Source organism: Microlunatus flavus, from assembly GCF_900110855.1.
Lineage (GTDB): Bacteria > Actinomycetota > Actinomycetes > Propionibacteriales > Propionibacteriaceae > Microlunatus > Microlunatus flavus.
In genome coordinates, this window is the sequence record NZ_FOFA01000001.1 from 375,274 (window position 1) to 389,405 (window position 14,132).

At 73.3% G+C, this 14,132-nt stretch carries 14 protein-coding genes and 1 tRNA gene; 8 read left to right on the top strand and 7 right to left on the bottom strand.

The genetic code is table 11. From position 1 onward, the window contains the following. Positions 1 to 53 precede the first annotated feature (53 nt). Positions 54 to 1,772, bottom strand: coding sequence for a helicase HerA-like domain-containing protein (locus BMY04_RS01845; protein WP_091177410.1), 1,719 nt, complete (start codon positions 1,770 to 1,772; stop codon positions 54 to 56). Between the two features lie 60 nt (positions 1,773 to 1,832). Here BMY04_RS01845 and BMY04_RS01850 point away from each other — a divergent pair, with 60 nt between their 5' ends. Beyond that, the gene (locus BMY04_RS01850; protein ID WP_091078065.1) at positions 1,833 to 2,126 is read left to right on the top strand and encodes a type II toxin-antitoxin system VapB family antitoxin; all 294 of its coding nucleotides are present in this window, start codon (positions 1,833 to 1,835) and stop codon (positions 2,124 to 2,126) included. 159 nt (positions 2,127 to 2,285) lie between these two features. Beyond that, positions 2,286 to 2,816 (top strand): LytR C-terminal domain-containing protein, encoded by a 531-nt coding sequence (locus tag BMY04_RS01855; protein ID WP_170853945.1) that lies wholly within the window; start codon positions 2,286 to 2,288, stop codon positions 2,814 to 2,816. Between the two features lie 114 nt (positions 2,817 to 2,930). Here the strand turns inward: BMY04_RS01855 and BMY04_RS01860 are convergent, their stop codons facing one another. Then, entirely contained in the window at positions 2,931 to 4,433 is a 1,503-nt protein-coding gene (locus BMY04_RS01860; RefSeq protein ID WP_091177412.1) for a potassium/proton antiporter, read from the bottom strand. Between the two features lie 138 nt (positions 4,434 to 4,571). Between BMY04_RS01860 and BMY04_RS01865 the strand changes: the two genes are divergently transcribed. The 5 genes from BMY04_RS01865 to BMY04_RS01885 all read left to right on the top strand — a co-directional run bounded on the left by BMY04_RS01865 (position 4,572) and on the right by BMY04_RS01885 (position 10,139). Continuing rightward, positions 4,572 to 5,753: an ATP-binding protein gene (locus BMY04_RS01865; RefSeq protein ID WP_091177413.1), complete on the top strand. Its 1,182-nt coding sequence runs from the start codon at positions 4,572 to 4,574 to the stop codon at positions 5,751 to 5,753. Positions 5,754 to 5,809: 56 nt separating this feature from the next. Further along, positions 5,810 to 6,715 (top strand): serine hydrolase, encoded by a 906-nt coding sequence (locus BMY04_RS01870; protein ID WP_091177414.1) that lies wholly within the window; start codon positions 5,810 to 5,812, stop codon positions 6,713 to 6,715. 131 nt (positions 6,716 to 6,846) lie between these two features. After that, a complete protein-coding gene (locus tag BMY04_RS01875) occupies positions 6,847 to 8,040 on the top strand; it encodes a four-carbon acid sugar kinase family protein (protein WP_198409881.1) in 1,194 nt (397 codons plus the stop codon). Then, entirely contained in the window at positions 8,037 to 9,086 is a 1,050-nt protein-coding gene (gene pdxA / locus BMY04_RS01880) for a 4-hydroxythreonine-4-phosphate dehydrogenase PdxA (protein ID WP_091177416.1), read from the top strand. The genes BMY04_RS01875 and pdxA overlap by 4 nt, the downstream gene beginning before the upstream one ends. 36 nt (positions 9,087 to 9,122) lie before the next feature. Then, entirely contained in the window at positions 9,123 to 10,139 is a 1,017-nt protein-coding gene (locus BMY04_RS01885; protein WP_091177417.1) for a zinc-dependent alcohol dehydrogenase, read from the top strand. 92 nt (positions 10,140 to 10,231) lie between these two features. On the opposite strand, the gene BMY04_RS01890 is transcribed toward BMY04_RS01885, so the two are convergent. From BMY04_RS01890 to BMY04_RS01900, 3 genes are all read right to left on the bottom strand, one after another. Next, positions 10,232 to 10,319 (bottom strand) — tRNA-Ser (locus BMY04_RS01890). A 33-nt stretch (positions 10,320 to 10,352) separates the two neighbouring features. Then, positions 10,353 to 10,811, bottom strand: coding sequence for a tRNA adenosine(34) deaminase TadA (tadA, locus tag BMY04_RS01895; RefSeq protein ID WP_091177873.1), 459 nt, complete (start codon positions 10,809 to 10,811; stop codon positions 10,353 to 10,355). A 52-nt stretch (positions 10,812 to 10,863) separates the two neighbouring features. Continuing rightward, positions 10,864 to 11,472 (bottom strand): tRNA adenosine deaminase-associated protein, encoded by a 609-nt coding sequence (locus BMY04_RS01900; RefSeq protein ID WP_091177418.1) that lies wholly within the window; start codon positions 11,470 to 11,472, stop codon positions 10,864 to 10,866. A 153-nt stretch (positions 11,473 to 11,625) separates the two neighbouring features. Between BMY04_RS01900 and upp the strand changes: the two genes are divergently transcribed. After that, complete coding sequence (gene upp, locus BMY04_RS01905) at positions 11,626 to 12,264, top strand: uracil phosphoribosyltransferase (protein WP_091177419.1); 639 nt, start codon at positions 11,626 to 11,628, stop codon at positions 12,262 to 12,264. Between the two features lie 10 nt (positions 12,265 to 12,274). Here upp and BMY04_RS01910 read toward each other — a convergent pair whose 3' ends face one another. Both BMY04_RS01910 and BMY04_RS01915 read right to left on the bottom strand, forming a co-directional pair. After that, on the bottom strand, positions 12,275 to 13,150 hold the full coding sequence (locus BMY04_RS01910) for a DNA/RNA non-specific endonuclease (protein WP_091177874.1): 876 nt from the start codon (positions 13,148 to 13,150) through the stop codon (positions 12,275 to 12,277). Between the two features lie 79 nt (positions 13,151 to 13,229). Beyond that, positions 13,230 to 14,048 (bottom strand): hypothetical protein, encoded by an 819-nt coding sequence (locus BMY04_RS01915; protein ID WP_091177420.1) that lies wholly within the window; start codon positions 14,046 to 14,048, stop codon positions 13,230 to 13,232. Positions 14,049 to 14,132 lie beyond the last annotated feature (84 nt).

The following is a 14,132-nucleotide window of genomic DNA, read 5'->3' on the forward strand; positions in this document are numbered from 1 at the left end:
GAAGACGGCCCGGACCGCTCGGCCTCGCGCCGACGGTCCGGGCCGTCGTCGTCTCAGCGCTTGCGGGCGGCGCCGAACAGGCCGCGCACGATCTCGCGTCCCGCCGACCGCGCGAACTGGCGGAACACCGTCGAGGACGCGATCTGCTCGACCATCCCCTTCTGCTGCCGGCTCGAGGTCCGCGAACGGCTGGACGACGGCGTCCGGGCGGCCCGCTCGGCCTCGGGCTGCGCGCGGGCGTCGTCCTTGGCCTGCTGCTCCGCCGCCTGCTGCGCACGCTGCGCCTCGTCGGCCCGCTGCCGCTCCTGCTCGGCCGCGGCCGCGCCCGCCTCGAGCTTGCGGGCGAGCATCTCCTGCGCCGAGTCGCGGTCGACGGCCTGGCCGTACTTGGCCATCAGCGACGACTGCGCCACGCCGGGGCGCAGCACGTCCTCCGGGGTCGGGGCCATCAGGGACTGCGGGGCGATCATCCGGGTCCAGGCGACCGGCGTCGGTGCGCCGTCGGGGTCCATCACCGTGACGATCGCCTCGCCGATCCCCAGCTGCTGCAGCACCTCGGCGAGGTCGTAGCCCGACCTCGGGAAGGTGGCCACGGTCTGCTTGAGCGCCTTGGCGTCGTTCGGGGTGTGGGCGCGCAGCTGGTGCTGGACGCGTGACCCGAGCTGGGCGAGCACGTCGTCGGGGACGTCCTTCGGCGTCTGGGTGACGAAGAAGATGCCGACGCCCTTGGACCGGATGAGCCGTACGGTCTGCGCGATCGCGGTGAGGAACGCCTTGGACGCGTCGGCGAACAGCAGGTGCGCCTCGTCGAAGAAGAAGACGAGCTTGGGCTTGTCCACGTCGCCCACCTCGGGCAGGTCGTGGAAGAGGTCGGCCAGCAGCCACATCAGGAAGGTGGAGAAGACCGCTGGGCGGTCCTGCAGGTTGGGCAGCTCGAGCAGCGACACGACGCCGCGCCCGTCGCCGGTGACGCGCAGCAGGTCGGCGGTGTCGAACTCGGGCTCGCCGAAGAACGCGTCCGCCCCCTGGTCGGAGAAGGTGATCAGCGAGCGCAGGATCACCCCGACCGTCGCCGCGCTCAGGCCGCCGATGCTCTTCAGCTCGGCCTTGCCCTCGTCGCTGGTCAGGTGGGTGAGCACCGCCCGCAGGTCCTCGAGGTCGAGCAGCGGCAGGCCGGCCGTGTCGGCGTAGTGGAAGACGAGCCCGAGCGAGGACTCCTGCACGTCGTTGAGGCCGAGGACCTTCGACAGCAGCGTCGGCCCGAACGAGCTCATGGTGGCCCGCAGCGGGACGCCGACCCCCTGGCCACCGAGGGAGAAGAACTCGGTCGGGCAGCCCTGCGCGTGCCAGTCCTGGCCCAGCCTGGCCGTGCGCGCGGCGAGCTTGTCGCTCGACTGGCCCGGCGAGGCGATGCCCGACAGGTCGCCCTTGATGTCGGCCGCGAAGACCGGCACGCCGGCCGCGGAGATCTGCTCGGCCATGAGCTGCAGCGTCTTGGTCTTGCCGGTGCCGGTCGCCCCGGCGACCAGGCCGTGGCGGTTCAGCATGCTCAGCGGGATCCGGATCTGCGCGTCCGGCTCGGGGGTGTCGTCCTCCATGAGCACGCCGAGCTGGATGGAGGGCTCGTCGAAGGTGTAGCCCTTGGCGATCGCCTGGCCCGCCTCGCTCAGCGGGGGCGGCGGCGGTGGCGCGGGCGCGTCGCTCGCTGCAGGGGCGGGAGCGGCCGGCGCGGCGGCGGCGGTGGGCGGCACGTAGCCGGGACCCGAGGTCATAGACCGAATCGTAACGATGCGGTCCGACGCCCCCGGAGGATCGTTGACTAGTCTGACCCGGTGATTTTCAAGCGCGTCGGGGACAGCCGCCCCTACCCCGACCACAGCTACGTCCAGAAGCAGTGGGCGGCCATCGCGCCGCACCAGGTGCGTCTGGACCAGCTCGTGACCACCAAGCGCACGCTCGACCTCGAGGCCCTCCTCGAGGAGGACTCCACCTTCTACGGCGACCTCTTCGCCCACGTCGTGTCCTGGCGCGGCGAGTACTACCTCGAGGACGGGCTGCACCGCGCGCTCCGTGCCGCGCTGCAGCAGCGCCAGACGATGCACGCCCGGGTCCTTGAGCTGCGGTGACGCCGGCACCCTTCCGGATGGGCTGGACGCCCGCCACGTCGGGTTAGGCTTCGCGCGCAGGCGCTCGGGGGTCCTCGGTCACGCCGACCGGACCGGCGCCGCGGCACGACGGGGTGCATCGGCGCACCCTCGTCGCGACACGGCAAGGAGCTCGCTGCGTTGATCGGACGCATCTTCCGGGTCATCCGGACGCCGGTCACGCTGATCATCCTGCTGGCGGCGCTGGTGTACGCGGCGTACTGGGGCTACACGAACGTGATCGCGCCCGTGCCCCCGCCGCCGCCCACCCCGTGCGTGGAGCAGTCGCTGCCCAAGCGCCAGCTCAGCACCAAGCAGGTCTACGTGAAGGTCTTCAACGGCGGCGACAGCCGCGGGCTCGCGGCCAACGTGAGCCGGTCGCTGCGCAGCAAGGGCTTCAAGGTCACCGGGACGTCGAACACGATCGAGAAGATCGACCAGACCGTGATCGTCGGCTCCGGCGAGGGCGACCCCGAGGTGCAGCTGGCGAAGCGCTTCTTCAAGGGTGCGACCGTACGCGCCGACGGCCGGGCCGACCACTCGGTCGACGTGCTCGTGGGCAACCGCTACGGCGGGTTCAACAAGAGCGCCAAGACCACGATCACGGTGGACGCCGACACCCTCTGCCTGCCCGCGCCCGAGAGCGCCTCCGCCTCACCGACCCCGGCCTGACCCGCGGCCCCGGGGGTCGTGCGGTCCGGGCTCCCGCCGAGCGGTAGGCCGCCGCGGGTCCGGCTCGGCGTGTCGTCGCGGCAACCCACCGCTCGCGGGGAGCGGAGGGCGGACTCAGGTCGCGCCGGCCCGCCTCCAGCGGGCGAGGCGCCCGCCCTGCGCGAGGTCGTGGAGACGCTGCTCGGCCAGCGAGCGGGTCACCGTGGGCGTCACGATCAGCAGCTCGTCCCCGACCTTGATGCGCTCGCCCGGCGCCGGGTTGAAGGGCGACGTGCCGCGGATGATGAGCGAGACGACCGTGTTCGGCGGCAGCCGGAGCTCGCTCACCTCCAGCCCGGCGAGGCGCGACCGCGGCGGCACGCGGACCTGGAGCAGGTCCGCGGCGATCTGGTCGAGCGGCGCCGCCTCGACGTCGACGTCGCGGGCCGCCCGCTCGTCGACGAGGCCGAGGCGCCGGGCCAGGAACGGCAGCGTCGGCGCCTGGAGGCAGGTGAACACGACGACGAAGACGAGCACGACGTCGAAGAAGAACAGCGCGCCCTCGATGCCGTCGGCCAGCGGGACCGTCGCCAGCACGATCGGCACGGCGCCGCGGAGCCCGGCCCAGGACAGGAAGGCCTGCTCCCGCAGCGGCACCTTGAACCAGGCGAGGCTGGCCCAGACCGACAGCGGCCGGGCCACGAAGGTCAGGAACAACCCGGCCGCGACCCCCACGAGCGCGGCCTCGAGCGTGACCCGGCTCGGCGTGGCGAGCAGGCCCAGCATCACGAACAGCCCGATCTGCGCGATCCAGCCGATGCCCTCCACGAACGAGCGCATCGCGGCCCGGTGCGGCAGCTGGGCGTTCCCGAGCAGGACGGCGCAGACGTAGACGGCGGCGAACCCGCTCGCGTGCGCGGTCGACGTGATCCCGTAAGCGAGGACGGCCCAGCCCAGCGTGGCGAGCGGGTAGAGGCCGGACGACGGCAACGCGACCCGGCGAAGGATCTGCACGCCCAGCCACCCGAGCACGGCCCCGATGACGACGCCGCCGACCAGCTCCAGGACCACGAGCGTGCCGACCAGCAGCGGCCCGCCGTCGGCCTCGTGCCCGGCGGCGAGCCCGCTGGCCAGCGTGACGAGCAGGACCGTCGGCGCGTCGTTCAGGCCGGACTCGGCCTCGAGCATGCCCCGCAGCCGGTGCGGGATCGGCACCCGCCGCAGCACCGAGAAGACCGCGGCCGCGTCGGTCGGCGAGATGACCGCGCCGAGCAGCACCGCGACCCAGAGGTCGAGCCCGAGCACGTAGTAGCCGAACGCGGTCACCGCGGCGACGCTGACCACGATCCCCACGGTGGCGAGGAGCAGCGCAGGTCCGACCACCGGTCTGATCTCGGACCACTTCGTGGTGAGCCCGCCCTCGGCGAGGATCAGCACGAGGGCGGCGAAGCCCAGCGCGTGCGCGAGGTCGGCGTCGTCGAAGGCCAGCCCTCCGGGCCCGTCCTGGCCCAGCAGCATCCCCAGGCCGAGGAACAGCAGCAGGGACGGCAGCCCGAAGCCGGACCCCAGTCGGGCGGCGAGGATGGCCACGATCAGCACGACGGCACCCACGAGGAGGATGACGTCGAGGTCGATCATGGCGCCATCCTTCCGGACCCGGGCTACGGGCGTGCTACGGAGCGACCTTGGCGGCAGACCGATGATGACGATCTATTGATCCGTATAGCGAACCCCTATAGTGCCCTACAGGTGCACATAGATCGCTACGATCGCGCTGTGGATCCTGTCCTCAACCCCTATTCGCCGGGTGCTGGGCGCCGTCCGGCTGCGCTGGTCGGTCGGGACGGCCAACGCGACGGCTGGGACGTCGCGCTCCGGCGGACGGAAGCTGGTCGTGGTGCCCGCTCGATGGTGCTCTACGGGCTTCGCGGCGTCGGGAAGACCGTGCTCCTCGCCGAGCTGGCCAAGCAGGCGCGCGATCGGGCCTGGGTCACGGCGAAGTTCGAGGCGGGCAGCGGGAAGGCCCTGCGGCCCTCGCTCGGAGAGGCGCTGCACGGTCCGCTCTCCGACCTGGCTCGACCGGGCGTGGGGACGCGGGTGCTCCGGGCCCTCAAGACGGCCCTGAGCTTCAAGGCGTCGTACGACACGGCCGGCACCTGGAACTTCGGCCTCGACCTCACGGGGCAACCCAGCGGAGGCGCCGATACGGGCAGCATCGAGGCGGACGTGTCCAAGCTGATGAGGGACGTGTCGGCTGCGGCCGGCGAGGAGGGGGTCGGGCTCGCACTGCTGGTGGACGAGGCGCAGGACCTCACCAGCGAGGAGCTGACGGCCCTGTGCGCGGCGATCCACCTCGCCGGGCAGGACGGGTGGCCGCTGCTCGTCGGGCTGGCCGGGCTGCCGAGCCTCCCCCGCATCCTGGCCGAGGCGAAGTCGTACTCCGAGAGACTGTTCGAGTTCGAGCACATCAGGGAGCTCGACGAGGACCTGGCCCGCAGCGCCGTCGTCGAGCCGGCGGAGGCCGAGGACGTGGCCTGGGAGCCCGACGCGCTCGCGCTGGTCATCCGCGAGACGTCGGGCTACCCCTACTTCCTGCAGCAGCTGGGTCAGGACACCTGGAACCTGGCCGAGGGCTCCCCGATCACCCTGGCCGATGCCCGGGCCGGAGCCGAGCGGGGACGAGCAGCGCTCGACACGGGGTTCTTCCGCGCGCGGTGGGACCGTGCGACCCGGGCGGAGCAGCGCTACCTGCGCGCCATGGCCCAGGACGGTGACGCAGGGAGCCAGTCGGGGACGGTCGCCGAGCGTCTCGGCCGGAAGGTCACCGCGCTCGGACCTGTGCGGGCCAGCTTGATCGCGAAGGGACTGGTGTACGCGCCCGAGCACGGCGTCGTCGCCTTCACCGTTCCGGGCATGGCGGCCTTCGTGACGCGCCAGTCGGCGGAGAACGGGGCTTAGGCGACACCCGCGCGGCAATCCGCGGAACTGTCGGTTCCCGGCCCTACCGTGCGCTCATGTCCGTCCGGACCGCGCCGCGCCCGTACCCCTCGCTGGGGTTCCGGCGGATGCGCGCCTTCACGATCCTCATGCTCGCCGTCGCCCTGGTGAACACCGTCGTGCACCTGCTCGACCGCCCGGACGCCCTCGTGACGCAGGCCGCGGCGCCGGTGACTGCGGCGGCCCCCGCGCAGGCGGCCCCGCCCCCGACGCCGGCGGCGGTCGTCGCCAGCGCCGTCTCCCGCTGGCACGACGACGAGTCGGGCCACCTGGCCGTCGTCGTCCAGGACCTCTCGACCGGGAGGTCCCACACGTACGGCGACACCGGGAAGGCGTTCGCGACCGCCAGCATCGTCAAGGTCGACATCCTCGCCACGCTCCTCCTGCAGGAGCAGGGCAAGCTGAGCAGCGCCCAGAAGGAGGTCGCGGCGCGGATGATCCGGCAGAGCAGCAACGGCGCGGCCACCACGCTGTGGAAGGCGATCGGCCGGGAGAAGGGGCTGGCGGCCGCCAATGCGACGTTCGGGCTGACGCAGACCAAGGGCGGCACCAAGGGCCGCTGGGGAGCGACGACCACGACGACGGCCGACCAGCTGCGGCTGCTGCAGGTCGTCTTCACCGACGACTCGCCCCTGACGCCCGACTCCCGCGCCTACCTGCAGTCCCTGATGGGCGGGGTGGCGCGCGACCAGAACTGGGGGGTCACCGCCGCGGACTCGCGCGGCGACACCCACGCGTTCGTCAAGAACGGCTGGCTCCCGCGCACCGGCGGCTGGGCCGTGACCAGCGTCGGCAAGGTCGAGCACGAGGGGCACCCCCTGCTCGTCGCCGCGCTGTCCGACGGGGGGTCCACGCAGAAGGAGGGCGTCGCCGTCGTCGAGCTCGTCGCCCAGAACGCCGCGAAGGACCTCGTCGGGGCCTGACGACCGGCCCCCACCGCGCTCCCGCACGCCCGGGTCGAGAATGGGGGCGGTGGAGCCGACCTCGCGATGCTGACGGCTGCAGGGGCCCCACCGGTCTTTCGCACTCGCCTCGTCCCTCGGGGCGGGTCGCGGTGAGACCCTCCGTGCTCGGGCTCGTCGCCGACGACCTGACCGGGGCCGGGGACTCGGCCGTCGGGTTCGCGGCGGCGGGCTGGACCGCGGTCCTCGCCCTGCGCGCCACCCGCCTGCGCCTCCCTGCCGCGACCGGTCCCGTCGTCCTGGCCGTGAGCACCGGCGCCCGGGCCGCCCCGGACGACGAGGCGGCCGCCCGTACGGCCGCCGCGGTCGACGCCCTGGTCGCGGCCGGCGCCGAACGCCTGTACGTCAAGATCGACTCGACCGTCCGGGGTTCGGTGGCCGGGCAGGTCGACGGCGCGCTCAGCGCCTGGTCAAGGCACCAGCCCGGGGCCCACGCCCTGGTGTGCCCGGCGTTCCCCGCGCAGCGTCGGACCGTCGTCGATGGGGAGGTCCTCGTCGCCGGGCGTCCGCTGGCCGAGTCGGCGGCCGCCCTGGACCCCGTGACACCGCGGCTCGACGGCGACCTCGGGCGCGTCGTGCCCGGAGCCGTGCGGCGTCCGGTCGGCGACCTCGGTGCGGCGGCACCCGGGACGCGGCTGGTCGTCGACGCGCGCGACGAGGACGAACTCGACCGCATCGCCCGCACGGCCGACGCCGCCGGGGCCGACCTCGTCCTCGTCGGCTCCGGTGGTCTGGCCGCGGCGCTGGGCCGGGTGTGGTCCTCTCCCCTGGCCCGTCCGACGACCCCACCGTTCGCGGGCCGTGTGCTGGTGGCCGTGAGCTCGCTCCACCCGGCGGCGCTGGACCAGGTCGGGTGGCTGCGGAACCTTGCAGCGGCCGGCGTGGACGTCCTCACCACGCCTCCCGAGGTCGTCAGCCCCCAAGCCGCCGCCCGCGACCTGGCCGGGCGGGTCGGCGACGCCCTGGCCACGAGGGCGTACGACGCGCTGGTCCTCGTCGGCGGGGACGGCGCCGCCGCCGTGCTCGACCGCCTCGAGGCCGACGGCGTGGACGTCGACGGCGCCGTCGTCCCCGGCTGCCCCACGGGCACGGTCACCGGCGGCCCCGCCCACGGGCTCCGGCTCGTGACGAAGTCGGGCGGCTTCGGCGACACGTCCGCCCTCGACGCGATCGTCCGGGGCCTGCGCGACCCGGCCGCGCCGCCGGCCCCGGCCGGCTCCGACCGGCCCCACCCGCTCCGCCACCCCGACGCCGCACCCCGGCCGACCCCGAAGGAAGCCCGATGACCACCGCACCCCTGCCCGTGCTCGCCCTCACCCTCGGCGACGTCGCCGGGATCGGCCCCGAGATCACCGCCAAGACGCTGCTGCTGCACCCCGAGCTGCGCGAGGTCTGCGTCCCGGTGGTGGTCGGGGACGCGGACGCGATGCGCGCCGGCGCCGAGCGGGCCGGGCTGGACCCGGGCACCGTCCGCGTGGTCACCGACCCGCGCGCCACGACGAACGACCCCGCGCTCATCGAGCTCTGGCAGACGGGCCCGTCGCTGGCCGAGGTCGCGGTCGGCGAGCTCAGCCCGGTCGCGGGCGACGGGGCGTACCGGTTCGTCGTCGAAGCCTGCCGCCTCGCCCGCGACGGCGTGGTCGACGGCATCGTGACCGCGCCCCTGAACAAGGCGGCGATGCACGCCGCCGGGCACCGGTGGCCCGGCCACACCGAGCTGCTGGCGCACGAGTTCGGGGTCGAGAACTTCAGCCTCGTCCTGTCCGCCGGCGACCTCTACGTCTTCCACCTCACCGCGCACGTCTCGCTCGCCCAGGCCGTCGCCGGCACCACGCCCGAGCGGACCGACGCCATCTTCACGCTGGCGTCCGCCTTCACCCGTGCCCTCGGGCGGCCGGACGAGGCCATCGGCCTGTGCGGGCTCAACCCGCACGCGGGCGAGAACCGGATCTTCGGCGACGAGGACGCCGACGTCCTGGAGCCGGCCGTGCGGCGCGCGGTCGCCCGCGGCATCAACGCCCACGGCCCGATCCCGGCGGACGCGCTCATCCCCGCCGCGGTGCGCGGGAAGTGGAACGTGGTGATCGCCTGCTACCACGACCAGGGCCACGCCCCCTTCAAGGCGGTGTACGGCGACGACGGCGTCAACATCACCATCGGCCTGCCGGTGGTCCGGGTGTCGGTCGACCACGGCACGGCGTTCGACATCGCCGGCCAGGGCGTCGCCCGCGAGTCGAGCCTCGTGCTGTCCTGCCGACGGGCGGCGGAGCTGGCGCTGGGCTGGGGCGACGTGTGGGAGGCTGCGCGGCAGAGCCAGGCCGTCTCGGCCTGAGCGACCCGCGGGGCCGAGGAGGAGCAGGGACCGTCCATGCGCGCCTTCGTCGTCACCGCACCGGGCCACGCGGAGGTCCGGGACGTCGCCCCGCCCGAGGCGACCGCGGGGCTGGTCGTCGTCGACGTCGAGCGCGCGGGTGTGTGCGGCACCGACGCCGAGCTGTTCTCCGGGCAGATGGCCTACCTCGACTCCGGGGAGGCGCGCTACCCGCTGCGGCTCGGGCACGAGTGGTGCGGGCGCGTCAGCGCGGTGGGCGACGGCGTCGACCCCGGCTGGCTCGGGCGCCGGGTCACCGGCGACACGATGCTCGGCTGCGGGCACTGCCGGCGCTGCACGTCGGGGCGTCAGCACCTGTGCGCGGACCGCTACGAGATCGGCGTCCGCAACGGCTGGCCGGGCGCCCTGGCCGAGCAGCTGCCGGTGCCCGCGTCGGCGCTCGTCGCGCTGCCGGACGGGGTCGACGCCGCGCTCGGGGCGCTCGTCGAGCCGGGCGGCAACGCCCTGCGCAGCGTCCGGGCCGCCGACGTCGGGCCCGGCTCGCGCGTCCTCGTCCTCGGACCCGGGACCATCGGGCTGCTGGTCGCTCAGGTCGCCCGCGCCCACGGCGCCGAGGTCCACCTGCTCGGCAAGGACGACGGCTCCGGGGCCTTCGCCGCCACGCTCGGACTCGACCGCTTCTCCACGGCGGAGACCCTCGACCGCTCCCTGACCTTCGACGCGGTCGTGGACGCCTCGAACGACCGCCGCCTCCCCGCCCTGGCCGTCGAGCTGGTCGAGCCGGGCGGACGCGTCGTCCTGATCGGCCTCTCCGGTGAGCCGAGCCCCGTCGACTCGCGCGCCCTGGTCCTCAAGGACGTGACCGCGGTCGGCGTGCTGAGCGCGTCGGGCGGTCTGACGGGAGCCGCGGACCTGTACGCGTCGGGCCGGGTCGACCCGCGTCCGCTCGTCGCCGCGACCGTGGGCCTGGACGAGGTGGCCGCGGTGCTCGCCGGCACCCGGCCGGCCGGTGCCGGACCGGGCCCGAAGGTGCACGTCGACCCGCGCCGCTGAGCTGTCCCGGACCACGTCGAGCGCCACGACCTCGGGAAGCACGACGCCGACGCCGCCCCGAGGGCTGCGTCGGCGTCTCGCCCGGACGGGCATGGCGGTGGCGGAGGGATTTGAACCCTCGGAAGTTTTCACTTCACGCGCTTTCGAGGCGCGCTCTTTAGGCCGCTCAGACACGCCACCGCGGGAGAGATTACCGGGAGCGGGAGGGCGACGCTAATCCGTACCAGCGCCCGGCCCCGGGCCCCGGTGCGTGGTGAAGAAGTCGAGCAGCACCTGCCCGCAGTCCGCCTCGAGGATGCCCCCGCGCACGTCGACGCGGTGGTTGAGCCGGGGGTCGCGCAGCACGTCGAACAGCGACGCCACCGCCCCGGCCTTGGGGTCGTACGCGCCGAACACGCAGCGTTCGACGCGGGACAGGACCACGGCACCCGCGCACATCGTGCAGGGCTCGAGGGTGACGACCAGCGTGTGGCCGTCGAGGCGCCAGGTGCCGGCCGCGGCGGCCGCTCGGCGCAGCGCGAGGACCTCGGCGTGCGCCGTCGGGTCCTGCGTCGCCTCGCGCTCGTTGCCCGCCACGGCCACGACCGCGCCGTCGGGGCCGAGCACGACCGCGCCCACGGGGACGTCGCCGGCCGCGCCGACCCGGCGCGCCTCGGCCAGCGCGAGGCGCATGGCCTCGCCCCAGCGCCCCCCGGCCGCGCGCGACGGGCCCGTCGTCACCGCGTCAGTCCCTGAACGCCGCCTCGGTCGCCCGCGAGAAGTCGGGGTTGATGTTGATGCGGTCGGCGATGGCGCCGAGCATCTGGTCGCTGCCCAGGTCGAGGTCGTCGACGATCGTGCCGAGCTCGAACTCGCTGAGCCCCAGGTCGGTCAGCATGTCGAGGTCGCCGACCGGCTCGCCCTCCTCGTCGTCGAGGTCGTCGACGTCGATGTCCTCGCCGAGGAAGTCGAGGACGTCGTGCGCGATCGGGAAGTCCGCGGCCGCGGCCGAGTCGGACAGGATCGCCTGCACGCGCTGCCCCCGGACCCGCAGGATCACGAACACCTCGTCCACCAGGCTGACGAAGCCGAGCGAACCGGCGTCGCCGGGCAGGCGGCGCAGCTGCTCGATGAGCCCGTCGAGGTCGTTGGCGAGCTCGTCGTCGAGCGCCTGGACGTGGATCTGCCCGTCCTCACGGTAAGCCGCGAGCACGTAGTCGATCTCGTCCTCCGCCGCGTCCTCGAGGTCGTCGTCGGGGTCGGAGTCGTCCGGGTCGTCCGCCTCCATGGCTGCGGCCGGTGCCTTGTCGGCCTCCTCGAACGACACGTACTCCTCGTCGTCGAACCCCGCCATGATCTGTCCTCCCCGTACCTCCGGGCCGTCGCCGACGCGGCAGTGGCCCGGGCCGTCCCAACGTCCGGCTCCGGTGGGCCATGGTGTCAGACATCGCCCGGCTTCTTCTGTCCGGTCACGCCGCCAGCGGGGCCTGCCGATAGCCTCACGGTCGTGGATGTCACGGTCATCGACCACCCGCTCGTCGCGCACAAGCTCACCGCCCTGCGCGACGTCGAGACCGACTCGCCCACGTTCCGGCGCCTCACCGAGGAGCTCGTGACGCTGCTGGCGTACGAGGCGACCCGCGAGGTCCGCGTCACCCCGACGCAGGTGCAGACCCCGGTCGCCCCGGCCGACGGCGTGCGCCTGGCGCTGCCGAAGCCGCTCGTGGTGCCGATCCTGCGGGCGGGGCTGGGGATGCTCGAGGGCATGACCCGGCTGGTGCCGACCGCCGAGGTCGGCTTCGTCGGCATGGTGCGCAACGAGGAGACCCTCGAACCCTCGACGTACGCCGAGCGGCTGCCCGACGACCTGAGCGGTCGCCAGTGCTACGTCCTCGACCCCATGCTCGCCACCGGGGGCACGCTCGCGGCCGCCGTGCGGTTCCTCGTCGACCGCGGCGCCGACCACATCACCTGCATCTGCCTGCTCGCCGCGCCGGAGGGCATCGAGCGCCTCACCACGCTGCTCGACGACCTGCACGTGCCCTGCACGCTCGTCCTCGCCGGCCTCGACGAGCGCCTCAACGAGAAGGGCTACATCGTCCCCGGCCTCGGCGACGCGGGCGACCGGCTCTACGGCGTGGTCTGAGCGGGCTCGCCTACAGGCGCACGTCCGACGCGCGGGTGAGCCGGGTCCAGCGCGTCTCCAGCCCCGGCGCCCCGCGGCGCAGGTCGGCCGGCGTCGCCGTCGTCGGCACGGGCAGCCGGTCCGCCGCGACCAGCGGGGCGAGGTCGAGCCCGGTCAGCGTGGCGATGTCGACGACGGGCACCTGGTAGGTGAGGTAGGCACCCAGCGTCGGCGCGGCCGTCGTGGCGCCCGGCGGGTCGGACAGGTCGATGGCGTCGAGCTGCGCGGACTGGTCGAGCACGTAGCCGGTCGCAGCCAGCACCGGGTCGGTCGGATCGCCGTCGTTCCAGGCCGCGATCTTCCAGAAGCGGCGCGGGATCCGGGTCCCGCGGTAGGGCGGGTCGTCGTCGCCGAACACCGGAGCCGTCAGCACCGTCAGCCGCTGGGCGTACGTGCGGGCGTGCTCCAGGACGTAGTCCTCCAGCCCCGACCACAGCAGCTCGCCCTGGTTGAACAGCGCCGCCTGCGGTGCCGCGTTGACGTAGCTGAACGTGTCGACGTTCGCCTGCTCGGCGACGGCGCGCTCGCCCCAGACCGGGTCGCGCCGCCGCGTCAGGTGGCCGCGGTCGAGGTCGTTGCGCGCGTACACCTCCGGGCCCGTCTGGGCCTCGACGGGCACGCGCGGGTCGAGGTGCCAGTCGTCGCCGCGGTCGATCTCGACCAGGCTCGCGCCGTCGAGGTTCGCGGCGGTGACGATCGCCAGGCGCCGCTCGGGCGCAAGGACGACGGTGAAGTGCGTGAACGGCAGCGTCGCCGTCTCCACCCCGTCCGGGGTGCCCGGCAACGGGAGCGGCGTGCCCAGGAACCAGGGGTCGTACGGTGCGGCGGGCGCGGTGCTCGAGGTCATGACCACGCCAAGCATGCTGGCACTCCCACGACCTCAGCACCCAAGCCTGATGGCCGAGGCGCGCCTCGGCGCCGACTCGTCAGGGCTTCGCGTCCTCGGCTGTTTCGGGCACGATGACCACGCTTTCCGCGCGTGCAGCGAATTCCGAGTTGAGGTCGAGCACGTCGTCGAACTCCCCATTCAAGTTCCGAACGAGCGTGTCCGCCAGGCGGTGACCCATGGGCCGGAAGGTCACGAAGGTCAGTCCCGCTGAAACGACACCGCCGACGACTGGCACGGCCTTGGTGATCGCCTTCTCCACGGTCTTCTTCGTGATCTTCATCCCGATGATGGCTCCCACCTTCTTCACCAGCGGGTACCAAGCAGTCTTCGTCAAGGCTTGAGCTGCCACCTTCTTGCCTATGTTGGCCCCGGCGACCTTCGAGGTCTTCGCAACCAGGGACGCTGCCCCGGCGGCGCCGAACATCGCGCCGAGAAATGCGATCACTCGCACCTGAGCCGCTTCGGACAGCTCGCCCCCGCCCTCGAAGAGCTCGTCCTCGCCGAAGAGGTAGGCAATCTGTTGCGCGAGGTTGATGGCGAAGCCGAAGTACTGAACAACGTCTGCCCCTCCGGCCGCCACCATCACCGCGGGGTTCCCGGGGAGACCCGCGGCGAAAGAAACGGCCGAGGTCTTTGCCGTGCTATTCCTGATGAGGCTGTTCGCCTTCTTGCGCAGCGACTCAACCGAGTACACGGCTTGCGGCCCGCGCTCCAAGATCACGTCGAGGTGCTCGAAGTCACTGAACTGCTTGCGCAGGAAGGCCTCCCGGTCAACTCTCACCACCGGCAGCTTTGCCACGACACCGATGGTCCTCAGCGTGGTCGAATAAAGTTTGTCCTGGGAAGGCTCGGCCATGTCGGGAACTGTAGCCGGGGATGCAGGCCGCCGCTGCTTGCTTGATCATCGGATGCGACCGCTGCGGAGACTCGACCTCGCCGA